General features: G+C 63.0%; 28 protein-coding genes and 1 tRNA gene. 24 read left to right on the forward strand and 5 right to left on the reverse strand.

The window, feature by feature from the left end; genetic code table 11:
• Positions 1–126: 126 nt before the first annotated feature.
• Positions 127–828 carry an alpha/beta hydrolase gene (locus tag BW995_RS09270; protein WP_076399906.1) on the forward strand — a complete coding sequence of 234 codons (702 nt, stop codon included), beginning with the start codon at positions 127–129 and terminating at the stop codon, positions 826–828.
• Here the strand turns inward: BW995_RS09270 and BW995_RS09275 are convergent.
• Positions 825–1,670, reverse strand: coding sequence for a DMT family transporter (locus BW995_RS09275; RefSeq protein ID WP_084194764.1), 846 nt, complete (start codon positions 1,668–1,670; stop codon positions 825–827). The genes BW995_RS09270 and BW995_RS09275 overlap by 4 nt on opposite strands.
• A 242-nt stretch (positions 1,671–1,912) precedes the next feature.
• Here BW995_RS09275 and BW995_RS09280 point away from each other — a divergent pair.
• Positions 1,913–2,004 (forward strand) — tRNA-Ser (locus BW995_RS09280).
• 214 nt (positions 2,005–2,218) lie between these two features.
• Here the strand turns inward: BW995_RS09280 and BW995_RS09285 are convergent.
• Positions 2,219–2,851: a DUF2076 domain-containing protein gene (locus tag BW995_RS09285; RefSeq protein ID WP_076399908.1), complete on the reverse strand. Its 633-nt coding sequence runs from the start codon at positions 2,849–2,851 to the stop codon at positions 2,219–2,221.
• Positions 2,852–3,241: 390 nt separating this feature from the next.
• Positions 3,242–4,279, reverse strand: a complete 1,038-nt coding sequence (locus BW995_RS09290; protein WP_076400426.1) for a site-specific DNA-methyltransferase — start codon at positions 4,277–4,279, stop codon at positions 3,242–3,244.
• Positions 4,280–4,940: 661 nt separating this feature from the next.
• Between BW995_RS09290 and BW995_RS09295 the strand changes: the two genes are divergently transcribed.
• Entirely contained in the window at positions 4,941–6,281 is a 1,341-nt protein-coding gene (locus tag BW995_RS09295; protein ID WP_076399909.1) for a TldD/PmbA family protein, read from the forward strand.
• 70 nt (positions 6,282–6,351) lie between these two features.
• Here the strand turns inward: BW995_RS09295 and BW995_RS09300 are convergent, their stop codons facing one another.
• On the reverse strand, positions 6,352–7,695 hold the full coding sequence (locus BW995_RS09300; RefSeq protein WP_245821370.1) for a ferredoxin reductase family protein: 1,344 nt from the start codon (positions 7,693–7,695) through the stop codon (positions 6,352–6,354).
• A gap of 192 nt (positions 7,696–7,887) precedes the next feature.
• The gene (locus BW995_RS09305; protein ID WP_076399911.1) at positions 7,888–8,727 is read right to left on the reverse strand and encodes an alpha/beta fold hydrolase; all 840 of its coding nucleotides are present in this window, start codon (positions 8,725–8,727) and stop codon (positions 7,888–7,890) included.
• A 218-nt stretch (positions 8,728–8,945) separates the two neighbouring features.
• Between BW995_RS09305 and BW995_RS09310 the strand changes: the two genes are divergently transcribed.
• From BW995_RS09310 to BW995_RS09410, 21 genes are all read left to right on the forward strand, one after another.
• Entirely contained in the window at positions 8,946–10,136 is a 1,191-nt protein-coding gene (locus tag BW995_RS09310) for a YbfB/YjiJ family MFS transporter (RefSeq protein WP_084194716.1), read from the forward strand.
• Complete coding sequence (locus BW995_RS09315; protein ID WP_084194717.1) at positions 10,133–10,744, forward strand: glutathione S-transferase N-terminal domain-containing protein; 612 nt, start codon at positions 10,133–10,135, stop codon at positions 10,742–10,744. Before BW995_RS09310 ends, BW995_RS09315 begins: the two co-directional genes overlap by 4 nt.
• A 110-nt stretch (positions 10,745–10,854) precedes the next feature.
• The gene (locus BW995_RS09320) at positions 10,855–11,481 is read left to right on the forward strand and encodes a TetR/AcrR family transcriptional regulator (protein WP_175617031.1); all 627 of its coding nucleotides are present in this window, start codon (positions 10,855–10,857) and stop codon (positions 11,479–11,481) included.
• Positions 11,482–11,606: 125 nt separating this feature from the next.
• On the forward strand, positions 11,607–12,086 hold the full coding sequence (locus tag BW995_RS09325; RefSeq protein ID WP_076399917.1) for a terminase small subunit-like protein: 480 nt from the start codon (positions 11,607–11,609) through the stop codon (positions 12,084–12,086).
• A gap of 96 nt (positions 12,087–12,182) precedes the next feature.
• On the forward strand, positions 12,183–13,706 hold the full coding sequence (locus BW995_RS09330; protein WP_076399919.1) for a terminase: 1,524 nt from the start codon (positions 12,183–12,185) through the stop codon (positions 13,704–13,706).
• Between the two features lies 1 nt (position 13,707).
• Positions 13,708–13,920 carry a hypothetical protein gene (locus BW995_RS09335; RefSeq protein WP_076399921.1) on the forward strand — a complete coding sequence of 71 codons (213 nt, stop codon included), beginning with the start codon at positions 13,708–13,710 and terminating at the stop codon, positions 13,918–13,920.
• 1 nt (position 13,921) lies between these two features.
• A complete protein-coding gene (locus BW995_RS09340) occupies positions 13,922–15,739 on the forward strand; it encodes a portal protein (protein WP_084194719.1) in 1,818 nt (605 codons plus the stop codon).
• Positions 15,739–16,050, forward strand: coding sequence for a Bbp19 family protein (locus BW995_RS09345; protein WP_076399923.1), 312 nt, complete (start codon positions 15,739–15,741; stop codon positions 16,048–16,050). The genes BW995_RS09340 and BW995_RS09345 overlap by 1 nt, the downstream gene beginning before the upstream one ends.
• 8 nt (positions 16,051–16,058) lie before the next feature.
• The gene (locus tag BW995_RS09350; RefSeq protein ID WP_076399926.1) at positions 16,059–16,646 is read left to right on the forward strand and encodes a hypothetical protein; all 588 of its coding nucleotides are present in this window, start codon (positions 16,059–16,061) and stop codon (positions 16,644–16,646) included.
• A 44-nt stretch (positions 16,647–16,690) separates the two neighbouring features.
• Entirely contained in the window at positions 16,691–17,683 is a 993-nt protein-coding gene (locus BW995_RS09355; RefSeq protein ID WP_076399929.1) for a major capsid protein, read from the forward strand.
• Between the two features lie 28 nt (positions 17,684–17,711).
• Positions 17,712–18,158, forward strand: a complete 447-nt coding sequence (locus tag BW995_RS21225) for a Bbp16 family capsid cement protein (protein WP_076399931.1) — start codon at positions 17,712–17,714, stop codon at positions 18,156–18,158.
• A 65-nt stretch (positions 18,159–18,223) separates the two neighbouring features.
• Positions 18,224–18,409: a hypothetical protein gene (locus BW995_RS09365; RefSeq protein ID WP_076399934.1), complete on the forward strand. Its 186-nt coding sequence runs from the start codon at positions 18,224–18,226 to the stop codon at positions 18,407–18,409.
• 4 nt (positions 18,410–18,413) lie between these two features.
• Entirely contained in the window at positions 18,414–19,037 is a 624-nt protein-coding gene (locus tag BW995_RS09370; RefSeq protein WP_076399936.1) for a hypothetical protein, read from the forward strand.
• Between the two features lie 118 nt (positions 19,038–19,155).
• On the forward strand, positions 19,156–21,552 hold the full coding sequence (locus tag BW995_RS09375) for a hypothetical protein (protein ID WP_076399938.1): 2,397 nt from the start codon (positions 19,156–19,158) through the stop codon (positions 21,550–21,552).
• Between the two features lie 4 nt (positions 21,553–21,556).
• Positions 21,557–22,024 (forward strand): hypothetical protein, encoded by a 468-nt coding sequence (locus BW995_RS09380; RefSeq protein ID WP_076399940.1) that lies wholly within the window; start codon positions 21,557–21,559, stop codon positions 22,022–22,024.
• Positions 22,024–22,527 (forward strand): hypothetical protein, encoded by a 504-nt coding sequence (locus tag BW995_RS09385; RefSeq protein ID WP_076399942.1) that lies wholly within the window; start codon positions 22,024–22,026, stop codon positions 22,525–22,527. The genes BW995_RS09380 and BW995_RS09385 overlap by 1 nt, the downstream gene beginning before the upstream one ends.
• Positions 22,528–22,633: 106 nt before the next feature.
• Positions 22,634–25,345 carry a right-handed parallel beta-helix repeat-containing protein gene (locus tag BW995_RS09390; RefSeq protein WP_076399944.1) on the forward strand — a complete coding sequence of 904 codons (2,712 nt, stop codon included), beginning with the start codon at positions 22,634–22,636 and terminating at the stop codon, positions 25,343–25,345.
• The gene (locus BW995_RS09395; RefSeq protein WP_245821372.1) at positions 25,339–25,548 is read left to right on the forward strand and encodes a hypothetical protein; all 210 of its coding nucleotides are present in this window, start codon (positions 25,339–25,341) and stop codon (positions 25,546–25,548) included. The genes BW995_RS09390 and BW995_RS09395 overlap by 7 nt, the downstream gene beginning before the upstream one ends.
• An 11-nt stretch (positions 25,549–25,559) precedes the next feature.
• Positions 25,560–25,745: a hypothetical protein gene (locus BW995_RS09400; protein ID WP_076399945.1), complete on the forward strand. Its 186-nt coding sequence runs from the start codon at positions 25,560–25,562 to the stop codon at positions 25,743–25,745.
• On the forward strand, positions 25,745–26,155 hold the full coding sequence (locus BW995_RS09405) for a glycoside hydrolase family protein (protein ID WP_076399947.1): 411 nt from the start codon (positions 25,745–25,747) through the stop codon (positions 26,153–26,155). The genes BW995_RS09400 and BW995_RS09405 overlap by 1 nt, the downstream gene beginning before the upstream one ends.
• Before the next feature lie 5 nt (positions 26,156–26,160).
• Positions 26,161–26,340 (forward strand): hypothetical protein, encoded by a 180-nt coding sequence (locus BW995_RS09410; RefSeq protein ID WP_076399948.1) that lies wholly within the window; start codon positions 26,161–26,163, stop codon positions 26,338–26,340.
• Positions 26,341–26,344 lie beyond the last annotated feature (4 nt).

Genomic DNA, 26,344 nt, shown 5'->3' on the forward strand with positions numbered 1-26,344 from the left:
GTTCACTCTGGACCAGCGTGCGGTAAATGTGACGAAGGCACGCTGGTCTAACCTTTTGGCGCGCCGCATTGTTGTTGCGAAAACCGGTTCCCACTTTTCGCACAATACTCTAAAGGAGCCTTCCCCGTGACCACCCCGTCCTTTTGCCTGAACGGCCCTTCACGCCCCGCCGCCTCGGGCCAGACCGACAGCGCCGTTGTTTTCCTGCACGGCTATGGCGCCGATGGCAACGACCTGATCAGCCTCGCCCCCTATTTTGCCCGCCAGTTGCCGAATACGGCCTTTCACGCCCCCGACGCCCCCGAAGAATGCGAAATCTCGGCCTTCGGGCGACAGTGGTTTTCGCTCAACGACTATGACCCCGAGCTGCTGCGCCGGAACCCGCATACCTTCGCCGCTGCCATGGATACCTTGTACAGCGGCACGGCTCAGGCGGCAGATCGTCTCAACCAGTATCTGGAGGAACTCTGCACCGCCTATCAGATCGGCCATCAAAAGCTGGCGTTGATCGCTTTCTCGCAAGGCTCGATGATGGCCCTGCATGTCGCCCTGCGTCACGCCGAGCCGGTCGCTGGTGTGGTCACCTTCTCCGGGGCGCTGACCGGAGCCAGCCGTCTGGCCGCCGAGATCACCGCCCGCCCGCCGGTCCTGCTGGTTCACGGCGAGCAGGACGACATCCTGCCGGTACGGGCGCTGGCTCTGGTCGAAGACGCCCTGACCGCAGCAGCGGTTCCCCACGACGTCCTCCGCCGCCCCCGTTTGGGGCACGGCATTGATGAGGTTGGCGTCGAGCGGGCGATTGCCTTTTTGACGCCGCGCCTGCGTTAACGCCGGACCACCAGCGCCACCCCGGCCATCGCCACCGCCATGCCCCCCAGAGCCATCAGGCCCAGACGCTCGTCGAACAGACCCCAGGCGATCAGGGCGGTGACGGGGGGCACCATGTACAGAAAGCTCGCCACCTGAGCCACCGCCCCCCGGCGGATCATCACCATCAACAGGCTGATCGCCCCGATCGACAGCACGAACACCAGCCACAGGACGGCAAAGATGAACTCGTGGCTCCAGTGGATCTCCATCGTTTCGAGGGACAGCGCCGCCACCCCGTTCACCGCCGCAGCAGCAAGATACTGAATCGCCGTACCGGTGCGCAGCTCCATCCCGCTACAGAATTTCTTCTGGTACAAGGTGCCAACGGTCATCGCCAGCAAGGACGCCGCCGCCAGGGCAAAGCCGCTCCAGCTCAGGCCGACATGGTTGGCGGCCAGCAGCTTTTCCAGCACCACCAGCACTACCCCGCACAGGCCGAGCAAAAAGCCGATCCACTGGCGACCGCTGACCCGCTCGCCCAGAAACGGCCCGACCGCCACCGCCGTCAACAGTGGCTGCAAGCCGACCACCAGCGAGGTCAACCCCGCCGACAGGCCGTGCGCAATGGCGAGAAAAACACCCCCCAGATAGATCGCATGGACCAGCACCCCGGACACCGCGATATGCCCGGCCAGCCGCCAGTTCGGCCAGCGCGCCCGGCTGAGGATGGCAAACGGCACCAGCAGGACCACCAGCAGCAGATAACGCACCTCCAGAAAGGTCAGTGGCTCGGCATAGGGCAGCCCGAACTTGGCGCCGATAAAGCCGGTGGACCACAGCAGCACGAACAGCAGCGGCATCAACGACAGATACCACGCCGGAGAGGCGGTCGGAGAAGCAGACGACACAAAAGCCTCCATCACGGCAGGATCACGGGGAGCGTCTGATGCTGGTACAGGGCCACGTCAGGAGCCGCAAGAGCGAGAAAGGGGGAGCCCGATAAAAAATCACAAAAAAACGCAGATAACCTATTGACGCCCCCCTCGATTTCCTCTAAAAACCGGCTCCTCAGCCAAGCCCGACAGGGCGAACGTACTGCTACGGAGCGGTGGGTGAGTGGCTGAAACCAGCAGTTTGCTAAACTGTCGTACTTGGTAACAGGTACCGAGGGTTCGAATCCCTCCCGCTCCGCCACAAAAAGCCGTTTGTCTCCAGCAGACAGACGGCTTTTTTGTTGCCTGAGACAAACATCACCGTATCAGGTCGGTACCGTGTGCCCTAGAGCATTGTGCGAAAATTGGGAACCGGTTTTCGCATAAACAATGCGACAGAACAAAAGCTTAGAGCAGTAAGCGCAAAAGCGGTTCCGGTTTTGTGCAAAACAAGAACCACTTTTGCGCTCACTGCTCTAGAAGAAGCTCTCTTCGTCGCCGCCGCCAAAGTCAGCCATGCCGTCAAGGAAGCCTGCGCCTTCTTCGGCCACCGGGGCAACGCTGTCGGTGACAGCGGTGGCGGCTTCGGTCACGCTGGCCGCCGCATCACCGGCGAACATCGAGGACAGGGCGTTGCCCAGCATCACGCCACCGGCAACGCCGACGGCGGTCTGCATCGCACCAGCCAGAAAGCCGCCGCCCTGCGGGGCCGGGTTGAACGGGCGACCCTGCTGTCCATATCCGGGCTGTCCATAGCCGGGCTGCCCGTAGCCCTGCTGATAGGCTTGCTGCGGCTGCGGCTGCGGGCGACGCGGGGCGCTGGAACCACCACCGAACAGGCTGCTGAGGAAGCCACCGCTGGCGGCCGGGCGGCTGGCCAGTTCCTGTTCGAGCTGTTCAACGCGGGCGGTCAGGGCCTGCAGGGCCTGTTCCTGCATCACGATGGCCTGAGCCATGTAATACGGGGCGTTCGGCAGGGCGGTGACCTTGTCGCGGATCAGGGCCAGGGCTTCGCGTTCGGGCATCTGGCCAGAGCTGACAGAGGTGCGTTCGGCCTGTTCCAGTTTGCCGAACAGTTGTTCAATCATTTCACGTTCAGCAGAGTTCATGGTGTCCTCGGTCTGTCTTTCTGTGGGGATCGGTTCTTTTGGGAACCGGTCGATGAACAGACTGTAATGTTTTTCTTGTGATAGGTCTAATTGATATGTAGTGAATTTTTGATAGGTATAAACTATCAGTGTGGCCGAAAGAAAAGCCCGCACCAGAGGCACCCGGTGCGGGCCAAGAGACGAGGGGACCGTTGCAGCAGTAACGTCCCTCAAGCTCTTTATCAGCGATAGGCTGTTAACACTTGATGAATAAGCTAAATATAGATCCCATCCTTCATCCGGTATAGGTCAAAAGGATGGTGATTCCAATAACAACAACACCCTGCCATGCCGGAAACACGGCAGTGGCAGGGTGCAGAGTTGGGGAAAATTTCCCGAAGACCCGCAAATTTATTGGATCGACTGGGTCATTTCGGCGCGAATCTGCTGACGCAGGACATCAATCGACACCCGATCGCTGCCATTCTGCACATGCCAGAAGGTCCAGCCGTTGCAGGCCGGTGCCCCCTGAACGGCAGCGCCCACCTGATGGATCGAGCCACGATGTTCGCTGCTGATGATGGTGCCATCGGCATGGACGCGGGCGGTAAAGCGGCCCGAGGCGTCGGTCAGCAGCGCACCGGGTTGCAGCATGCCGCGTTCGACCACTGCCCCGAACGGCACGCGCGGTTCGGTGCGCTTGGACGGGGTCAGCAGCAACTGCTTGTCTTCGATTTCCTCGACGGCAGCAATGCGGCGACGGGCGGCAGCGATATAGCCGGGGTCCTGTTCGATGCCGATGTAATGACGGCCCAGACGCTTGGCAGCCGCACCGGTGGTGCCGGTGCCAAAGAACGGGTCCAGCACCACGTCACCCGGCTGGGTCGAGGCCATCAGCACCCGGTACAGCAGGCTTTCCGGCTTCTGGGTCGGATGCAGCTTGCCGCCATCATCGCTTTTCAGGCGTTCGGCGCCAGTACACAGCGGCAGGGCCCAGTCAGAGCGCATCTGCGTGCCGTCATTCAGCTGCTTCATGGCGTCGTAATTGAACATGTACTTGGCGTCGGGCGACTTGGCGCACCACACCAGCGTTTCGTGGGCGTTGGTAAAGCGCGTGCCACGGAAATTCGGCATCGGATTGGTCTTGTGCCACACCACGTCGTTGAGCACCCAAAAGCCCATGTCCTGAAGGGCAGCCCCGACGCGGAAAATGTTGTGGTACGACCCGATGACCCACAGGCCACCGTCGTCTTTCAGCACCCGGCGGGCGGCAGCCAGCCACTCGCGGGTGAATTTGTCGTAGGCGGCGATGCTTTCGAACTTGTCCCAGGCATCATCAACGCCATCGACGCGCGAATTGTCCGGGCGGTGCAGTTCACCGCCAAGCTGCAGGTTGTACGGCGGATCCGCAAAAATCAGATCAACGCTCTTTTCCGGCAGGGAATTCATGATCTCGATGCAATTCCCCGCATGGATTACATCGGTCTTGATCGGCGCAGCCTGCTTGGCGGCGGAAGCCACCTTGCGAGAGGTTTTGCGCGGGGCCTTGGCAGGCGCGGTGGTCGAAGCTTTGCGGGGCATGGCGTTCTAACTGTTGTTCATGGGGCAAGGGAATCGTTTTCCCTCGAACCGAGTCGCACGTCAAGAGTCGTTGCGACTCGGCATGAATCCACCGAGTCGCATTTTAGGGTCCCAAAGCATGTCTGCATCACAGTATTTTGTGGAAAAGCAAGGCCAAAGGCACACGGGATAGCGGGTCTGTGACAAAAGAGTCACAGCAATAAAAAACAGATTTTCAGGAATCATGCCGAGTCGCTCCGAGTCGCGAACGGGTGTTTTTGCGACTCTGGGCGATGGTTCAGAATGTGAAGCGGCTCGCGTCGCAGGGGGCTTGAGCGAAAACCGCTACCCACGTTTCGTATGATGCTCTGGGCTTTTGTATTGCCGCGTTGTTTTTGCGAAAACCGGTTCCCACTTTTCACACAACGCTCTGGCCTTTTGTTCTGTCGCGTTGTTTTTGCGAAAACCGGTTCCCACTTTTCACACAACGCTCTATACCCGAAAGGGAACACCATATCGACCGCCTGTCTGGCGTGGGGGAGTTGCGTCTATGTCCGATACCCTGTCGTTGCTTGACGACCTGATTACCGCCGCCCGCAAGGCCGGAGCCGATGCCGCCGATGCCCTGTTGCTGGAAGGGCGCTCGATTTCGGTAGGGTGCCGGTTGGGCAAACTCGAGACGCTGGAGAGCTCGGAAGGTGGGGATATCGGTTTGCGGGTGCTGATCGGCACCCGCACCGCCATTGTTTCCTCAGCGGACCGCAGCAAGGCGGCGCTGGCCGAGCTGGTCGAGCGGGCCGTTGCCATGGCCCGTCTGGTCCCCGAGGACCCCTATGCCGGTCTGGCTGATCCTGAACAGATTTTCCGTGGTCCGTACCCCGAAATTGACCAGTTCGATCCGACCGAGCAAACCGCCGAACAGCTGATTGCCGCCGCCACGCTGGCCGAACAGGCGGCGATGTCGGTCAAAGGCGTGACCAATTCCGAAGGCGCCGAAGCCGGTTGGGGCCACTACACGGTGTCGCTGGTCGCTTCGAACGGTTTTTCCTGCTGCTATCCGTCGTCTGGTTCATCGCTGTCGGTGGCGGTGCTGGCCGGGGATGCCGAACAGGGGATGGAACGCGATTACGATTATACCTCGGCGGTGTATGTCGGTGATCTGCGCACCCCCGAAGATGTCGGGCGCAGTGCTGGCGGACGGGCCGTGCGGCGGGTGGGGGCCCAGCGGGCCAAGACCTGCAAGGTGCCGGTGATCTTTGACAACCGCGTTGCCCGTGGTGTGGTTGGTCATCTGCTGGGGGCAATCAGCGGCCCGTCGGTGGCGCGGGGCACCACGTTCCTGAAGGACTCCCTCGGGCAGCAGATTTTTGCCCCGAACATCTCGATCATCGAAGACCCGCACCGGGCGCGCGGGGCCCGCTCCAAGCCGGTGGATGCCGAGGGGCTGGCAACGGTGCGCCGCAAGCTGATTGATCAAGGCGTGCTGACCACCTGGTTGCTTGATTTGCGCTCGGCCCGCCAGTTGGGGATGACCCCGACCGGCCACGCCGCCCGTGGAACCTCGTCGCAGCCGTCACCCTCGCCGGGGAACGTCTGGCTGGAAGCTGGCGAGCGTTCGGTGGTCGACATGATCGGCGAGATCGAGCAGGGCTTTTATGTCACCGAAGTGTTCGGGCAGGGCGTCAACGGCGTGACCGGCGACTATTCGCGCGGGGCGTCGGGCTTCTGGATCGAGGACGGTGAGCTGACGGTGCCGGTCAATGAAATGACCATCGCCAGCAATCTGAAGGACATGTTCCTCAGTCTGGAAGCCGCCAGCGATCTGGACATTCAGCACGGCACCGATGCACCGTCGGTGCGGGTGGCGGCGATGACGGTGGCCGGGGCCTGAGAACAATAAAGAAAACCCCGCAGACATGGTTCCTGTCTGCGGGGTTTTTTACGGTGTGCGGTGGTCAGGCTTACCGCATCGAGAACAGTTCCTGATGGAACTTACGACCAACGTTCAGGCCCTTGCTGGCAAAGTCGCGGCGCAGGCTGAGGCCGAAGCCCGCCGGGCCGCAGAACCACAGGCTGGCCTGCTGCCATTCACCGACCGTGGTGCGGATTTTGTCGCCATCCAGCAGGCCATCCTGCGGCGTGACCAGCAGGTGCAACCGGACACCGGCGGCGCTGGCAGCGGCTTTCAGGCGGGCAATCACCCCGTCATCGGCTTCGGCGGCGCAGTGGAAGAAATCGATCTGCTTGCCGCTGTCCGGGCTTTTGGCCAGTTGCTCGAGGCGGGCGAGGAACGGGGTCAGGCCGATGCCGCCCGAGACCCAGATTTGCCGTGGGCTGCGATCTTCGAAGGTGAAGCGGCCATAGGGGCCTTCGACTGTGACCGGCTGGCCGATGGTCAGTTTTTGTTGCAGGCGGCGGGTGTGGTCGCCCAGTTCCTTGACCATGAAGGTCAGGCGCGGCGTGCTGGCATCCCACGCCGAGGCAATGGTGTAGGGGTGCGGGCCTTCCGACGGATCGGACATGGCAAAGGCGAACTGTCCCGCCTGATGGCCGGGCCAATTGGCCGGAACCTCGACGTCGATTTCCAGCGTGCGCATGGTCGGGTGATAGCGCAGGTCGCGGATGGTGCCGTTGACTTTGCGGTCACGGGCAACCCGGCGCAGCAGGACGATCACCGCCGCAACGACCCCACTGGTCAGCAACACGCCCATCACCGCGCCCAGCGGCGTGGCCCAATAGGAAAACTTCAGCAGGACGGCGGCATGGAATGCCAGCACCAGATAGGTGACGGCGAGCAGACGGTGAGTCTTGAAGAACAGGCGGTAGGGGAACCATTTGATCAGCGCCAGTACCATCAGGGCGGCGGCACCGTAGAAGGCCCACTCCCCGACATCTTCGGCAAAGCCGCGCAGCGAGGACAGAGCCGCTTCAACCGTGCCGCTTTCCAGTTGCGGGCGCGGGCCGCGCTGGGGGCGTTCCAGCAGGCCCAAACCAACCGCCCACTTCGGACCCTTGGCCCACAGCCAGTGGGTGACCGACAGCACCAGCGCCGAGATTCCCAGCCATTTGTGCAGGCGATACATCTTGTCGAGGCCGCCAATCCAGCCTTCCAGCCAGCGGGGCCGCAGGGCGAGGATCATGATGACGCTCATGCACCCCATGGCGAGGATGCCGAAATATTGCACCATGTTGCCGCGCAGGGAGAAAAACGGGGCGAAGGTATAGGCGTTCGGCTCAAAGACCAGCCACAGGATGCTAAGGGCAATCAGGCTGCCCCATAGGGAAATATGCAATCTGGACATCATACTGCTCTGTAAAACCGCACGGCTCGATGCGGCCTGACCGGTCTTCTGCCAATCAGGGGCATGGCACGGATGCGTTGGGTGTCAGGCTATCCTGACGAGAATTTAATCCGCCGCATCTGAACTTGTGATGAACTGAGCCTGTCGGAACCAAAAAAATGGGGCCTCTGCGCCGGGCGCAAGAGGCCCTGTGGGTCAGGCCGCCAATTGGCAACGGCGCAGGAAATCGTGCGTTACGGCAATGGTTTGGTCGGGTTGCTCCAGATGCGGGATATGGCCGCAGCCGGGCAGCAGGGCTGCCACGGGCGGGCAGGTGGGGGTGCCTTGGGTAATGCCGGCCACAATGTCTTCGACCTGCTGGAGGGTGCCGTACTGGTCGTCTTCGCCCTGGATGACCAGTGTCGGGCAGGTGATGCGCGGCAGGCAGGGGCGCATGTCAAAGCTGGCAAATTCCGGCTTCAGCCAGGTGTCGTGCCAGCCGCGATAGACTGCCTCGGTTTTGTCGCCGTGATAGCGGGCCAGTTTGGCGGGCAGGTTGCCGCCGTCGCTGCCTGCCTGCCACAGCGTGCCAAAGGCGCGAATTCCGGCAACGGTGATCTGTTCGAGGATCACATGGGCGGCCAGCGAGACAGCAGCGGCGGTCGGATGGCGGGCGGCAAAGTACAGCGCAATCGACCCGCCGTCGGAGTGCCCGAACAGAATCGGCGGCGTGGTGATCCCGGCGGCATTCAGGCAGGCGGGGAGCCAGTCTTCACCCTGTTCGCGCAGGTAATCGGGGGTACGGTCGGCGGGTAGAGGGTCGGAGCCGCCATAGCCGATGCGATCAAAGACATAACCCCGCAGGCCAAGGGTGGCGCACAGGGTTTGCGGAAAGCTTTTCCATTGTCCGATCGAGCCAAGGGCCTCGTGCAGAAAGACCACCGTCGGGCTGTCGGGGCGGACAGTCTGCGGGGTCAGGTGACGGCCCAGCAGCCGGTGGCCGTGGACGGTGACCACCTGATCGTGGCTGGTAACAGGGGACGAAAGCACAGTCATGGCATGCCTTGTGTGGGGAGGGCATCGTGCAGATGCTCTGGTGGATCCATGGGCCGGATCAGCAATGATAGTGGCAGGAAGTTACCGCCGAAACAAATGTCGGCGTGGGCGAGGGCCTCCCATTTTTCAGGGCTGTCGTTACGTCAGGGTTGACGGGCAGGGCGGAAACCGACACCATACCTACCAGTAGGTATGGTAATCCGTGCAAAGGAACCGGCATGTCTTCTCCCCCAGTGGCGGCTGCACCCGCTGAGTCTGCCCCTGTCGAGAATGCTCCTTCAGCCTGGCTGTTGGGGGTATTGGGCCTGCTGGCGACCTTTACCGCCATCGGTCTGGGGCGCTTTTCCTTCACGCCGCTGATGCCGATGCTGGTGGCCGAAGGCACCGGGACATCGGTGGCGGTGACGCAAGGGGCGGCCTGGATGATGGCGGGCTACACCGTTGGCGCACTGGTGGCGGCCCCGTTGGGGCGGCGGTGGGGTGGGCGGCCTCTGGTCCGGCTGTCGCTGCTGGTCATTCTGCTGGCGTTGGCGCTGGAGTCCCTGCCGCTGTCGCTGGCGATGCATATTGTGTTGCGTGCCCTGTGCGGTGTCTTTGGGGCGGTGATCATGGTGCTGGGACCGTCGCTGGTTTTGCGCAGTGCCTCGGCCAGCGGGCGGGCACGGGTGGCTGGCCTGACTTATACCGGCATCGGGGCCGGGACATTGGTCTCGGGGGCTTTGGTGCCGCTGACCGGAACCGTGTCGTCGGCCTCGCTGGCGCTGGCCGGGTTGGCCGTGCTGGCGGTGATTGCCAGCCTGTGGTTTCCCGTTGGGCCGCCGCAGGCTGCCGCCAGTGGAGTGCCCGGTGGGGGCAAACGCTCTGCCTCTGTTGTGGCTGTTACGATTGCCTACGCCATTTCCGGGTTTGCCTATATTCCCCATACCGCCCTGTGGGGAAACTTTGTCGCGCAGGAACTGGGGCGGGGGGTGGTGCTGGCCGGGCATCACTGGATGCTGTTCGGCATCGGGGCAATCAGCGGCCCGCTGATCCTGTCGCGCGTCGCCCAGTGCTGGGGGGTGCGGCCGACGCTGGTGGCGGTGATGGCGACCAAAAGCCTGATGGTGAGCTTGCCGTGGCTGTCGCAGTCGCCGCTTGCCCTCAGTGTGTCAATCACCATGGTCGGTGCGTTCTCTCCCGGCATCGTGGCGCTGGTCTCGGCCCGTCTGGCCGAACTGGGGATTGAGCGACTGGCCGCCCGCTGGGGGCTGGCGACCACCATTTTTGCCATCGTTCAGGCCGCAGGCGGTTGGGCGCATGCGGCGCTGTATGCCCATTTCCACAGTTACCTGCCGCTGTTCCCGATTGCGGGAGCATCGTTGCTGGTTGCCGCCGCACTGGTGGCCTTTATCCAAGGAGAACAGTCGTGAGCCTTCCGTCCCTGTCGCTGTTGCTGTCGTTTGCCTCGCCGTTTGCCAACAAGGTGATGAAAAGCGCCCGTTACCTTGATATCCCGCTGGAGTACATCGAAGAGGCCCCCTATGACAGCACCGAGCGGCTGCTGTCGGCCAATCCGCTGTCAAAGGTGCCTGCCTTGCTGATCGGGGCCTGGCCGGACGGCGGCTCGCCCGAACCGCAGACCATCTTTGACAGTGCGGTGATCTGCCATACGCTGGAACAACTGGCGCAGCAGGTTGGCCGGTCGCAGGAGCTGTTGCCAGCCCGTGGGCCGGGGCGCTGGCGGGCCTTGCGCGACGAAGCCCTGTGCGATGGCATTTCCGAGGCCGCCTTGCTGCTGACCATCGAAGGCCGTCGTCCGCCGGAACAGCAATCAGAAAGCTGGCAGGAGCGTTGGCAGGCTGCCATCTGGCGCGGACTGGCCGATCTGGACCAGCGTCAGGATGAGATTGCTGCCGGGGCGGCCCTGCCGCGCATTGCTTTGGGGGCGGCGCTCGATTACCTCGATCTGCGCCACGCCGACCGCATCGACTGGCGCAGCCGCCATCCGGCGCTGGAGGCTTTGGCTCTGCGGCCGTGAGATCGGGGAGGGTGGGGGAGGCAGTGATGCCTCTCCTGCTTTGTTTGTCCTCTTTGGTGGATTGGCTGATATACTGGGGGCTTGCCATGATCAAAAGGACGCCCGCTTCCGTGCCTGATCCAATCTATGCCCCTCCCGCTGTGTCTGCGCAGTCTTCGGCGCGGGATCGTTTGCTCGCCAGTGCCCAGCGCTTGCTGTGGGAGCTGGGCTATGACGCAATGAGCCCCCGGATGGTGCTGGAGGATTCCGGCGTCGGGCAGGGCAGTCTGTACCATCACTTCAAGACCAAGAAAGACCTGGCCCATGCCGCGCTGGAGGGGATCACCGATAGCCTGATTGCGCGGGCCGATGAGATCTTGCGGGCATCGGAACGCCCGCCGTTGCAGCGCATCAGGGACTGGCTGTCGGTGCCCCGCGATGCCCTGAAGGGCTGCCGGGTCGGGCGGCTGGTCAATGAGCAGGCGATCCACGATGCGGCCATCGGCGATCCGGTGGGACGGTACTTTGTGGCGGTGCAGGCAGCGTTGCGCGATGCGCTGGAGGATGCCCGCCAAACGGGCGAGCTGCGCCCTGACGTTGACGCGGTGGCGGTGGCGGCCATGCTGGTGGCAGCGGTGCAGGGCGGCTATGTGCTGGCGCGGGGCAGTGGGGACCCGGTGGCGCTGCAGGCGGCCTTGAAAGGGGCGTGGCAGCTTTTGGAAGGACTGGCCGGTGAAAAATATCAAAAACAGGGTTGACGTTCTTTTTTTGTTCGCGTAATGTCGCATTATACAGACTGAGGTAATTCTGTCTGGGTCGATTTCACAAAGCCGCCCGCCCGTGTCTCACGGCGGGCGGCTTTGCTTTGTGGAGGAAGATGCGGATGGGGAACGAACAGACCATCCAGCGCAGGGGGCGTGCGGCGGCACAGCGAAAGGCATTTCTGGCGGCGCTGTCCGACGGGCTGAGCGTCAGTGGGGCGGCCCGGCAGGCCGGTGTGGCGCGGGGAACCATGTATTACTGGCGGGAGGAAGACCCCGGGTTTGCGGCAGACTGGAAAGAGGCGGAAGAAGCCGGGGCCGATGCGCTGGAAGACGAAGCCCTGCGGCGGGCGGTGTCGGGATTGGTCGAGCCGGTGTTTTACGGCGGCAAGGAAGTCGGCGAGGTGCGGAAATATTCCGATAGCCTGCTGGTGTTTTTGCTGAAAGCCCGCCGTCCTGACAAATACCGCGATCGGGTCAGCACGGAAGTCTCGGGGCCCCATGGTGGGCCGGTTGAGTTGAGTGACACCGAACGCGAGGCGCGGATCCAGTCCTTGCTGGCGCTGGCAGCCGAACGATCGGGGGCGAAACAGGGGTTCTGATCATCAGGTTGGTTTTCCGCCAACGTCCGCGTGTGATGAGAGCTTCATCATGGCGGGCTTTTTGTTGTCCCGATGGGGTGAAAACGAGACACCAAGATGAAGAGCGACAGTGTGAAGCACCTGCTCGCCCACCTGACCCCCGATGAGCTGGCCGAGCTGGACAGCCTGCTGACGGTGGGCAAGGTGTGGATGCCGCTGCCGGGGCCGCAGGCGGTGGCCTATGACAGCCGGGCCGATGTGATCGGCTACGGCGGGTCTGCTGGCGGCGGGAAAACCGATCTGGCCCTGGGGATGGCGCTGACGAAACACACCGTCAGCGCCATTTTTCGTCGCGAGGCGACCCAGTTGCACGGGATCATTGAACGCCTTGCCGAGCTGCGGCAGGGCCGTGACGGCTATAACGGTTCGGAAAAAATCTGGCGTCTGGGTGATGGCAAGCGGATCGAGTTCGGATCAGCCCCCAATGCGGGCGATGAAACCCGCTATCAGGGTCGCCCGAAAGACCTGTTGGTGATCGACGAGGCAACCAACTTTCTGGAACAGCAGGTTCGCTTTCTCATGGGCTGGGTGCGCACCACCATCCCCGGCCAGCACTGCCAGACGTTGATGACCTTCAACCCGCCGACCAATGCCGACGGGCAATGGATCATCGCCTTTTTTGCCCCGTGGCTGGACCGCACACACCCCAACCCGGCGCAGGCCGGAGAGGTGCGCTGGTTCGCCAGCCTGGACGGGCGCGACGTGGAACTGACCAGCCCCGAGCCGTTCAGCCACAACGGCGAACTGATCAAGCCGCAGTCGCGCACCTTCATTCCGTCGCGCATCACCGACAACCCCTATCTGATGGGAACCGGCTACATGGCAACGCTGCAATCTTTGCCCGAGCCGTTGCGCTCGCAGATGCTGCACGGCGACTTTACCGCCGGGCTGGAGGATGACGCCTATCAGGTGATTCCGTCGGCGTGGGTGATCGCGGCACAGGACCGTTGGCAGCCGCGTGATGTGTCCGGCAAAGGTCCGATGGACAGCATGGGGGTGGACGTGGCGCGTGGTGGGCGCGATGAGACAGTGATCGTCCGCCGTCACGGGGCATGGTTTGACGAACTGGTGACCCATCCGGGCAGCGCCTCGCCCGATGGTCCCAGTGTGGCGGCGCAGGTGCTGGCGGTGCGGCGCGATGCTGCCCCGGTCCACATCGACGTGGTCGGCTGGGGAGCCAGTCCGTTCGACTTCCTGCTGTCGAACGGGGTGCAGACGCTGGGCATCAACGGGGCGTCAAAGTCCCATGGCACCAGCCGCGAGGGCGGGTTGCGCTTTGTCAACCGCCGCGCCGAAGTGTGGTGGCGGCTGCGTGAGGCGCTTGACCCCTTAAGCCCGCAACCGCTGGCCCTGCCGAAAGACCCGCGCCTGCGGGCTGATCTGTGCGCCCCGAAATGGACGCTGGGAACCGGCGGCATCCAGATTGAAAGCAAGGACGACATTATTGCCCGGCTGGGCCGCTCGCCTGACCGGGGCGATGCGGTGGCGCTGGCGCTGATTTCCACCCTGAAAGACAACGTGCGGGCGTCGGCTCCGGCCTTTGCGGTCGGGGCGGACTATGACCCCTTTGGAGGACAGTAAGATGGGATTGTTTGGCGGCAGCAGCGCCACCCCGACGGTGGCAACGATCACTCCGACCAAGGCGGCAAGCATGGCTGATAGCGCCGTGCAGGACGCCTATGCGGCGTCGCGCAAACGCTATAGCGCGGCGGGCACCAACACCACCGTTCTGACCAGTGGCAGCGGGGCTAGCGGGGCCACCACCACCGGCGGCAAGACCCTGCTGGGCCAGTAAGATGGAAACGCTTCTCCAAAAGGCGCAGCCCCCCTCCGGTGCCGCCCCGCCGCGTCCGGTGCCGCCGCGCCCACCGGCGACCAAAACCATCAGCGTCTCCCCCGCCGAGGCCACCCGCATTCGCCAGCAGGTGCAACAGCGCCACGCCGCCCTGAAGTCCGAGCGCGAAAGCTGGGTCGATCACTGGCGGCAGGTGTCGGACGTGGTTCTGCCGCGCCGGGGGCGGTTCCTGACCAGCGACCGCAACAAGGGCAGCCGCCGGAACCGCAAGGTGATCGACAACACTGCCACGCTGGCGTTGCGTGATCTGGCCTCGGGGTTAATGGGCGGGGTCACCTCTCCGGCCCGCCCGTGGTTCCGCCTGTCCACCCAGCGGCCCGGCCTGATCGAAGACGGTGACGCCAGTCGCTGGCTGGCGGACGTCGAGCGGCTGATGCGGGAAATCTTCAACCGCTCGAACACCTACAACGCCCTGTTCTCGGTCTATGAGGAACTGGCCGCGTTCGGAACGGCGGCGATGCTGGTCTATGAGGATTACGATACCGTTATCTCCTGCGAAACCCTGACTGCCGGGCAGTACTGCGTTGCCCCCGACAAGCACGGGCGGGTGCATGCCCTGTACCGTGACCACGCGATGACCGTCGAACAGGTGGTGCAGGAGTTCGTTGAAACCGCGCCTGGCGATTATGACTGGTCGGTTGTCTCTGACGCGGTGCGCCAGCAGTGGGAGCGCGGCCAGCGTGACGGCTGGGTGGACGTGGTGCAGGCCATCGAGCCGAACCCCGACCACCGTCCGGACAGCAAGCTAGCCCGTCATGCCCGGTTTCGTTCGCTGTGGCTGGAAGTCGGTGGCCGGCCTGACCGGCTGTTGCGGCTGTCGGGCTTTCAGGAGTTTCCCGCCCTCTGTCCGCGCTGGAACATCGCCGGGGCGGACATCTACGGCACCTCACCGGCGATGGACGCGCTGGGCGATGTTGAACAGTTGCAGATGCAGGAACGCGAAAAGGCCAAGGCCATTCAAAAGATGGTCAACCCGCCACTGAACGTGCCGACCAGCACCCAGCGCAATGCGGTGGTCAATGCCCTGCCCAACGGCATCACCTATTTCGACCCGACCAGCGGTGGCACCACGGCGGCGATGGCAACGCCGCTGTATCAGGTGCAGCCGCGGGTGATGGAATTGCAGCAGGACATGGAAATTGTCCGCCAGCGTGTGCGGTCAGCGTTCCATGCCGATCTGTGGCGGATGATCACCGACCTGGACCGCTCGGGCATCACCGCCACCGAGGTTGACGCCCGGCGGGAAGAAAAGCTGGTGATGCTGGGTCCGGTACTGGAGCGACTGCATCACGAGCTGCTGGACCCGCTGATTGACCGCACCTTTGCCATTGCCCAGCGGGCGGGCATCCTGCCGGAGATTCCCGAGGTGTTGGGCGGGCAGGATATCCGCGTCGAGTACATTTCGATGCTGGCGCAGGCTCAGCGGGCGGTGGCGATCAACGGTATCGAGCGGATGGTGGGCTTTGTCGGCCAGTTGGCGCAGATGGACCCGTCGGTGCTCGACAAACTGGATCGTGATCAGGCAGTGGACGAAGTGGCCGAAGCTATCGGTGCGCCGCCCCGACTGATCCGCTCTGATACCGAGGTGGGCCAGATGCGCGAGCAACGGGCGCAGGCGCAGGCCCAGCAAGCGCAGGCGCAACAGCAGATGGCGATGATGCAGCAGGTGGCGCAGGGGGCGCAAACCCTGTCGCAGACTGACACCAGCGGGCAGAACGCCCTGACCGACCTGCTGGCGCTGACCGGGGGGGTGTTGTGATGCAGGAACTTCCCTTTGCCATTGACGCCCCCGAGCAGGAACAGCGCCGCAAGGACAAGGCCAGCGAAGCCGCCGAGCGTGACGCCGCCGACCTGCGGGCGGTGCTGGCGCTGCCCGAGGGCCGCCGTCTGCTGGCCGCGCTGATTGCGCAGGCGGCACCGCTGGCGACCACCTTTCAGGCCGACCCGCTGACGATGGCCTTCCGCGAGGGCCACCGCAACGCCGGTCTGGCCCTGATTGCCCGCATCAGCCAGACCGCGCCGGAGTATCTGGCCGGGCTGGTATTCCAGAACCAAGACACAACGGAGTAATCCCGACCATGGACCCCATTGCCACCACCACCGCCCCGGAAGCCCCGGCGGCGGCTCCTGCTGCTGCGCCTGCGCCTGTGCCTGCGGCGGTTGAGATTGCGGCTCCTGAGGCGCCCACCCTGCTCGGGGCACTGTCTGCTGAAACTGCTCCTGACTACTCGGCCCTGGCCTTGCCCGAAGGGGCTACCGCCGATCCGGCGACCATGGACGCCTTCAAGGCGGTTCTGGGCGAACACAAGCTGCCGACCGAAAGCGCGCAAAAGCTGCTCGATCTGCATTTGCAGACTTTGCAGGCCCAGCAGCAGCAGATGCAACAGACCGTTGCTGGCTGGGCGCAACAGGTCGGGAATGACCCGGAAATTGGCGGTTCAGGGCAGGAGCAGGCCCTTGGGCTGGCCCGGCAGGCGCTGGATACCTATGGCTCGCCGGAGCTGATCAGCGTGCTGAATGATACCGGCCTTGGCAATCACCCGGCGGTGATCCGCGCCTTTTACCGCATGGGCAAGGCCATTGCCGAAGACGGGCGCAAGGGGCCGAGCCATGGTGTTGCCCCTGACCCGCTGCGGGCGCTGTATCCGACCATGTTCAAGGACTGATACCGGGTCGCCGACCAAACCCTCAAACATAAGGACCAAATCCCATGGCTACTCTCGCCAATACCAACCCGACCCTTGCCGATCTGGTGAAGGCCACCGACCCCGACGGCAGCATTGCCAGTGTGGTGGAAGTTCTGTCGCAGTCGAACGAAATCCTTGATGACATGACGTGGATTGAAGGAAACCTGCCGACCGGTCACCGGTCCACCATCCGCACCGGCCTGCCGGTGCCGACCTGGCGCAAGCTGTACGGCGGCGTGCAGCCCGCCAAGTCGGAACGGGTGCAGATCACCGACAATTGCGGCATGCTGGAAGCCTATGCCGAAATCGACAAGGCGCTGGCTGATCTGAACGGCAACACCGCCGCCTTTCGCCTGTCGGAAGACCGCGCCCACATCGAGGGCATGAGCCAGGCGATGGCGACGGCGCTGTTCTATGGCAATGAAACCACCACCCCGGCGGCCTTCACCGGGCTGGCCCCGCGTTACAACAGCCTGAGCGCCGAGAACGCCGACAACATCGTCTCGCATGGCGGGTCTGGCAGCGACAATGCCTCGATCTGGCTGGTGGTGTGGGGGCCGGACTCGGTCCATGGCATCACGCCCAAGGGCAGCAAGGCCGGGTTGCAGAGCAGGGATCTGGGCGAAGTCACCGTCGAGGATGTCGATGGCAGCGGTGGCCGCATGCAGGCCTATCGCACGCATTATCGTTGGGATGCCGGGCTGACCGTGCGCGACTGGCGCTATGTGGTGCGCATCGCCAACATCGACGTCAGCGATCTGGGCACGCTGGCGAATACCAAAAACCTGATCACCTCGATGGTGATGGCCTCGGAACGTATCCCGGCGTTGGGCAAGGGCCGCGCCTGCTGGTACGTCAACCGCACCATCCGCGAAAAGCTGCGGCTGGGGATCACCGAAAAGATCGTCAACAACCTGAGCTGGGAAACCGTGGCGGGCAAGCGGGTGATGACCTTTGACGACATTCCGGTGCGTCGCTGCGACGTGCTGTTGAACACCGAAGCGGCTGTTTCGTAACCGCCTCCTGCACGAAGGACACATCACGATGATCATCGACACCCGAACCCAGTTCTGTTCCGCCATCGCGCTGAATACCGGCGCGGCGGGCACCTACACCATTGGCGACGTGATCGACCTGAAAACCGCCGGGCTGGATATCGGCCACGGCGAGCCGCTGTATCTGGTGATTCAGGTCAGCACCACCGCCACCTCCGGCGGGTCGGCCACTGCCACCTTCACCCTTGCCAGCGACAGCACCGCCAGCATCGCCACCGATGGGTCGGCCACCGTCCATTACACCACCGGGGCCATCGCCCTGTCGGCGCTGACCGCCGGGACGATGGTGGCGGTGGTGGCCCTGCCGCAGGGCACCTATGAACGTTATTTCGGCCTGTTGCAGACCACCGGCACTGCGGCCTTTACCGCTGGCAAGATCAACGCCTTCCTGACCCTCAACCCGCCGAAGTGGAAGGCCTATTCCGACGGCATCTGAATCTGGTCCTGATGTGTGTTGCGGCCCCTGCCATCCGGCGGGGGCTTTTGCTTTTGGAGGTTTGAATGCCGCGTTACAAAGTGATTCAGCCCTGCTTCCTCGACGGTGCCTTGCGCGACATCGGCGATGTGGTCGAGTTCAACGGCCCGCCGGGTAAGGCCCTGTTGCTGCTGGATGATGATATCAGCGGTCCGGGGGGCAAGCCCGCCGCGCCCAAGCCTGCCGCCGCTGCCCGCAAGACGGAGGGCTGAGGGTATGGCTGTCTCTCCGGTTTCTGTCTGCTCGATGGCCCTGACACGTCTGGGGGGGCAGCCGATTGCCTCGCTGTCCGAAGGTTCGAAAGAGGCCATCCTGTGCAGCGCCTTTTACGAGCTGTCGCGGGATGCCACCCTGCGCGATCACCCGTGGAACTTTGCCACCCGCCGCCGGGCGCTGGCGATGTTGTCCAGTGGCGGCACCGATGGCGATGCGGCCATTCCGTGGGCCTGGATCTATGGCTGGCCGTCTGATTGCCTGCTGGCCCGGCGCATCCACAACCCCGGCAGCACCACCGTTGCCATCCCCTATGAGGTGGCGCTGAACAGCAGCGGCGAGCGGGTGATCTATACCGATCAGGCCACCGCCACGCTGGTTTATACCACCCGCGTCACCGACCTGACTCTGTGCGACCCGCTGTTCATCGAGGCGATGACGTGGAAGCTGGCCACCGAACTGGCGATCCCGCTGACGCAGGACCGGGGGCTGATGCAGGTGGCAACCACCATGTACCAGAACGCCATCGCCAAGGCCCGCACGCTGGATGCCAACGAAGGCAGTGCCGACGACCTCAGCCAAGCGAGCTGGATGGAAGCGCGTTTGGGATACCAAAGCCTTTATTAGCATGCCCTCAGGCGCCGGGCGCAGGCTCCGCCTGCTGGGCTCACGCGCCACTGGGCGCGACGCGCAGTCGCGCTTGCCTCGGCGGAGCGGACCGCCTCGGATTTAAGGAAAATCCTCCATGACCCAACGGATGTTCATTCCCAGCTTTGCCGGGGGCGAGCTGTCGCCCGCGATGTATGGCCGGGTTGACCTCAGCAAGTACGCCATCGGCCTGCGGCGGTGCCGCAATTTTCTGGTCCATCGCACCGGTGGAGTGTCCAACCGGGCGGGCTTTCGCTTTCTGGGGACGGTGGCCGATGAGGATGTGGTGCCGACGCTGGTGCCGTTCCGCTTCAACACCAGCGCCGATCAGGTGGCAATCCTTGAGTTCGGCGATTACACCATGCGCATCTGGTATCAGGGAGCGCTGATCACCGATGACAGCGATGATGTGCTGGTGGTGGCGACCCCTTACGCCGCCGCTGAGGCCGCAGTTATGGGGCGGGTGCAGTCCGGTGACGTAATGTATCTGGCCCACCCGAGCCATCCGCCGCAAAAGCTGTCGCGCACCGCCTGGGACGAGTGGAGCTTTGACGAGCTGGATTTTGTGCCGAAGTTCGAGTTGCCGACGGCTGGAGGCACCAGTTGGCGGCTGACCAAGGTACGGCAACCGAATGGCGTGAGCTTCATGCGGCCCAGCGCAAAGGGGGGCGTGATCACCATGACCACCCTGACCAGTAATCTGACGCCTTTTGCGGGATGGCAAACCGACGATGTCGGGCGGATTGTGAAATACATGGATAGCGGTGAAATCTTTGTCACCGCCGTGTCTTCTGACCGCATCACTGCCACCGGGACCGTGCTGGGCGTTCTGCCATCGACTGAAGTTGCATTTTATGAACAATGGTCGGTCTGGGCCTATCAGTTGAGCGGCTCGACCACCGCATGGTCGGCGGCGCTGTCTGGCTCGACGCATACCTATACCGAAACGATCACCTACAAGATCACCGCCATTTCCGAAGAAACCGGCGAAGAAAGCCTGCCGTCCGATCCGGTATCCATCCTCGGCCCGACCGCTGACGACTGGCCGGTGGGAACCAAGATGATCCTCACCGGCCCGGCCAGTGGCGATACGGTGGCCTATTACCGGGTCTATAAGGAACAGAACGGTATGTACGGCTATGTCGGGCTGGCCGCCGAGGGCGAGTTCACCGACGACAACAAGACCCCGGATATTTCCGACGGCCCACCCGATGCCCGCAACCCGTTTGCCGACGAAGGCGATTACCCGGCGCTGGTCACCATTCACCAGCAACGACTGTGCTTTGCTGCCACCACCAACACTCCGAACGGGGTGTGGATGTCGCGCACCGGCTTTTTCGAGAACTTTTCCGTTGCCACCCCGACCAAGGACGATGACGCCATCACCTTTGCCATCGGATCGGGTGAAATCAACGCCGTGCGCGGGCTGGTGTCGGTCAATGACCTGATCATTCTGACCGCAGGCAGCGAGAACGTTTGTACCGGTGGCGGGACTGGCTCTGCCCTGACTCCGACCAGCATTACCGTCAAGCCACAATCCTATTGGGGCGGTGGTGATTTGCAGCCGCTGGTGTCGGGGAACCGGGCGCTGTTCATTCAGGAAATGGGCAGCGCGGTGCGCGATCTGGGCTATGAATACAGCGTCGACGGCTTCAAGGGGGCAGACCTCAGCGTGATGGCCCGCCACCTGCTGGATGGTCACAGCGTTGTTTCGTGGGCCTATGCGCAGGTGCCGGATTCGACGTTCTGGCTGGTGCGCAGCGACGGGGCGCTGTTGAGCCTGACCTATTTCAACGAACAGGAATTACAGGCGTGGGCCCTGCACACCACCCCCAACGGTTCTTTCGAGCGAGTGGCGGTGATCGAAGGTGAGGGCCGCCACGATCTGTATGCAGTGGTCCGGCGGACGGTGGATGGTGTGGAGCGGCGGTTCATCGAGCGACTGGCCCGCCGGCGGCTGGACACGATCAGTGACGCGGCGTTCCTCGATAGCCACCTGACCTACAGCGGCAGCGCGATCAGCAGCATCAGTGGGCTGGACCATCTGGAAGGGGAGACGGTCGGCATCATGGCCGATGGCACGGTACTGGATGATGCCGTGGTCAGCGGCGGAGCCATCAGCCTGCCGCGCGGGTTTTCGCAGGTGGTGGTCGGGCTGCGCTATGACGCCGACAGCGTGATTGAAACGCTGGATATCGACCTGGGGGCGGTGCAAGGACTGGGCAGCGTGCAGGGCCGAAAAAAGAGCCTGACCGGTGCGACCATCCGCCTTGAGCAGTCGCGTGAGTTTTACGCCGGTCCCGACGATACCCACCTGACGCTGACCAAGGTGACGCCATCGGTCTATGACGCCCCGCCGGACCTGTTCACCGGCGACGTGTCGTTGATGATTTCCCCGACGTGGAACAAGACAGGCCGGATCGTGCTGAAACCCGCCGGGCCGGTGCCGCTGACGGTGCTGGCAATCGCCCCGGACATCACCATCGGAGGATAAGGCCATGCGGCCAATCAGGATTGTTGCCGCGCAGGATTATCACCTGCGCGATCTGGCCCGTCGTCTGCGTGCCGGTGACCGGGCCGAAGTGGCGGCGCTGGGCTATCCCGATCCGCTGCCAGGCATTCGCGCCAGTGCGGCGGCGTCGCTGTGGGTGAAGGCCGGAGTGATCGACACTCGCCGGGGCGAACGAGTGCTGGCTGTGTGGGGGCTGGGGGCGGTGGCCGGTGAGCCGGACGTGGGCGGGCCGTGGCTGCTGTCCACCCGGTCAATCGAACGCTACCGCAGTGCCCTGCTGCGCTACGCCAAGGCCGAGATACCGGCCATGCACCAGCGATTTCCCATCCTGCGCGGGGTCGTCGATGCCCGTTATGCCGGGGCGGTGCGCTGGATCGGCTGGATGGGGTTTCAGTATGGGCCGCCGATGGAGATCAACGGTGTGCCGTTTCTGCCTTTTGAACGGAGGGTGTGATGGGATTGATGGAAGCAAGCTTGCTGACAATGGGGACCGTTCTGTCGGCTGCGGACAGCATTCGACAAGGGAATCAGCAGGCGGCGCAGGCCCGTTATCAGGCCGACATGGCGACCAACAACGCCAACATCGCCCGGCAGAACGCTGCCGATGCAGTGACGGCTGGTAAGGCCGAAGAGCAGCGGCAGCGTATTACCAACAGCCAGAAGATAGGGAGTATGCGCGCTCAGATGGGGGCTTCGGGGGTGGATAGCGGAATGGGGTCTGCGTTGGATGGCAGTGCGGCTCTCTCAATGATGGGGGAAGCGGATGCCTTGAATGTGCGTGATGAGTGGTTGCGCAATCAGAACAGTTATTTGCAAAAGGCGAATGACTTCGGCAATCAGGCATCACTTTATGAGAACTCCGCAAGAAACAATAAAGCAAATGGGACCTGGAAGGGATCGGAAAGTTTGCTGTCCGGTGCGCGTAGCGTTGCCAACCGCTGGGTGTCTTTGATTTAGATTGTTCTTGATTTGACCATCTACGTTCAACCTTTTTTCGCCTGATACGCCTTGGACGGTTTCATCGCAAGTGAGGCTGCATTCGGCTTTTGACTGAGGCATTCCCATGACAGTACTGACTACAAGCAGCACCGTTTCCTATCAGGGGAACGGGGCAACGAAGTCGTTCGACTTTGCGTTCAAGGTGCCGGTGGGTGCGCTGCTCATCACCATTACCGCTGCTGATGGAACGGAGAGGACCCCGGTTGAGGGGACCTATACCGTGACTGGCTATGGCAGTCCCAACGGTGGTTTTGTGACGCTTTCTACTGCTCCGGCGGTGGGTGAAACGGTGACGCTGGCCCGGCAAGTGGATTTTCTGCAGGAAGTCGCCCTGAGCACCGGGGGGGCTTTTTACGCGGAAGTGATCGAGGCGGAGCTTGATCGTCTGACGATGGTCGACCAGCAACTACGGGAAGGTCTGGCGCGGGCGGTGAAAGTCCCGGTCGGTTCTGGCGATACGCCGGAAGCGGTTATGGAAACGTTACTGGGTGCCAGTGATGCCGTAGCCGTTGCGGCGGCCGCAGCGGCGGCCTCGGCGGTGACGGCAGAGGCCGCCGCCGAAGTTGCCTCGACCGCTGCCGGAGGGATTGTCGGTGTCTCTGTCGGGTGGTGGGGCGCCATCCCGGACGGCGTGCAACTGTCAACGGCAACGATGACCGCTGGTAGTCCGGTTTTGACGGCCAGCGATACGGTGTTCAGTGCTGATGATGTGGGCAAGCTGGTGGTGGTTAATGGTGCCGGTGCCAATGGAGCGCCGCTGTACAGTACCATTACCGGCTGTAGCTCGGAGATGATGGTCTCGCTGGCGTCGGCTGCCGGAACCAGCGTAAGAAATGCCGAAGCGACCTATGGCACAGATCAGCATGCGGCGATCCAGAGCGCCTGTACCGCCACCTGCGGGGGAGCGATTTTCATTCCGGCAGGCATTTACATGCTGTCGGCGCCGGTTGTCCTGCCGATTGCCGCCGCGACATCCGCTTCGCAGGTGGTTGTCTCGCGGGTGCTGGGGGCCGGGATGAGCCTCACGTCTCTGGTTTGTGCGGGGGATTTTTATGCGCTGACCTATTCAGCCGGTGCGACGTTTACCGAGCTGGGCGAACTGGCATGGCTGCGCATTCAGTCGGAGTATGGGGTAAAAATTGGCGACCGTACCGCTCTGACCACCGACGCGGGCGGGGGGGGTGCGTACAAGCAGCGTTGGTGGTGCCATCACGTCGAATTCCGTTCGCACGGGGCGGGCAGCGGGATCGGTATTGATGCCGCCAAGCTGTTCAAGTTTGCCATCACCAATTGCCATTTCAGTGGTATCGGCACAGGCATTTTGTTGTCCGGGTGTGATAATGGTCTGATCGAAAACAATTCGATCCGTGGTTCGCGTCGATACGGGATTTATGAGCGAAGTGCCGGGAATTTCGGTTCCCAGACCATCATCATGGGGAACGAAATCCTCGGGAATGCGGACCCCAGCGCGATTTACATCAAGTCCAACAGTCGCCATGTGTCGATTATCGACAACTATCTTGAATGCGATTTCCACGCCGTCACCATCGACCTGACCGATATCGACGCCCCGGCGTGGTTTGGGGCGAACATCGCCCAGGGGCCATATACAATTGTTGTCCGGGACAACCGCATCGAGGGCGGCAATAACGCATCGGTCGCCCAGTACCGTGTCAACCGCGACCGGGCCTTTTCAGTGGTTATTGATGACCGTTGGCAGGGCGGTGCGAACTGGGGGGCGGGTCTGTGGACAGACAATTCCGGGGCTGTTGTCGATAGCATCAGGCCCGCCATCAATGGCGTCTCTTCCTTGACCCTTGTCCTGGGGGAGAGTGGCCGGTGCTTTGGCGAACAGTGGGCCAACTTCAGGACGACTTCCCGGCAGCAGGTAACCAACGGGCGGTTGGTCATGCCCGCCACCGACACCCGCGCGGCCAACACGGCGGTTGATGCCAACTTTGCCTTGCGCGTGCGGGGAACACGCTGGGTGCTGCCTGCGGGGTGGTCGTCGTCTGATCCGGCCCGGCTGTACTGGCAGGGCACCGGAGCCGACAAACTGTTGACCGCCGGACGGCAGTACAAAATGAGCCTGCTGGCCCGCACCACCTATGCTTCGGGCGGGGATGTGCTGGTAGCTGGCTATGGCTCCGGCGGGTCAATCTTCAATACCAGCTCGTTTACCCTCGCCAGCGATTTCAAGCGGTTCGAGTTCTATTTCACACCGTCGGTGGTGTCGGGGCCATTTGTCTCGCTGGGGGCCAGCACCTCGCTGGGGGATATCGAGGTTGCCGATATCACCATCGAGCAGCCGGTGGTCAGTGGTACCCCGGCGTTTTCGGCACGGGTCAACACCACGATCAGCAATACGACCGGGGCTGGCACGTCCTACAACGTGGTGCCAGAGACAGCAAACCACAATCCGGGCGGCTATTACAATGCTTCGACCGGCATCTTCACCGCCCCGGCCACGGGGCGGTACTGGCTGTCAGCAGCAGTGCGTCTGGGGGGCATCACCAGTGCTCATACACTGGCGCTGCTGCGTATCTTGACCAGCAATCGCAGCTATCAGATCGAATTCAACCCCTATGCCGGGCTGACCTCTGACGGGCGATACAGCACCGCCCTGTCTGTCGAAGCCGATATGGATGTGGGTGATACCGCCTTTGTGCAGATAGTTGTTTTTAACGGCACCGCTGCGGTGTCGGTGATTGGCGGCAACAATTACCAGAGCTGTTTTCAAGGCCGCCTGATCGAAATCGGAGGGGCAACATGGTGACGATGACCGACGACCAGCGGGCGGTACTGGCCCATGTGGTGACTGATCCTGATGGCTGGTTGGCCCATGCCGTTGATGCCTTGGGCGAGGCCGGGGCACAGTCCGCCCTTGAGGCGAAAGTATCGCGTTGGCAGGCCGACTATCTGGCTGCGCTGGCCGATGAAGGGGGGGCATACCGCCCCCGCGCAAAGCGCGAAGAGTGAAGGGAGCAATCGTGAGCGCAAAGGTTTTGGACGGGACAGCCGTCGCGACGGCGGTTTCGGCTCCGGCATGGGCGCCGGGGCTTGATGCGATCAACGGCTGGCTGACGCTGGTCAGCCTGCTGGCCGGGTTGGTGTTTCTGGCATGGCGGTGGCGGCGGTTGTCGCGGCTGACGCCCGATTTGAAAGAGGAAGCGTGATGAATCTGGACCTGTTGAAAAAAGAACTTGTGCGCGATGAAGACGAGCGGCTCAAGCCCTACCGCTGCACGGCGGGCAAGTTGACTATCGGTGTCGGCCGCAATCTGGATGATGTCGGCCTGTCGGTGGATGAATCCGCCTATCTGCTGGGTAACGACATTGCCCGCGTGATGGCGGAGTTGGACAAGGCTTTACCGTGGTGGCGGGGGCTGTCCGAAGTCCGGCAACGGGCGCTCGCCAACATGGCCTTTAACCTCGGGGTGCCGCGCCTGAAGGGCTTTGCCCGCATGCTGGCCGCCTTGCAGGCCGGGCAGTGGGATGAGGCGGCGACGCAGGCTTTGGCCAGCAAGTGGGCGGTGCAGGTGGGCGACCGCGCGAAGCGTATTGCCACCATGATCAAGGAAGGGTGAAACACATGAACAAGGCTCTGTTGAAAGATTACCTGATCGCCCGCCTGAAGGAGCGGTCCACGTGGGTCGGCCTGATTGGCCTGCTGTCGGTGCTGGGCGTGGCCCTGTCGCCGGAGCAGGCCGAGGCGATTGCTACTGCCGGGGTTGCTGTTGCCGGTGTGCTGGGGGTGGTCACGCGGGGGTGATGCC

Source organism: Insolitispirillum peregrinum (assembly GCF_900156605.1).
Lineage (GTDB): Bacteria > Pseudomonadota > Alphaproteobacteria > Rhodospirillales > Rhodospirillaceae > Insolitispirillum > Insolitispirillum peregrinum.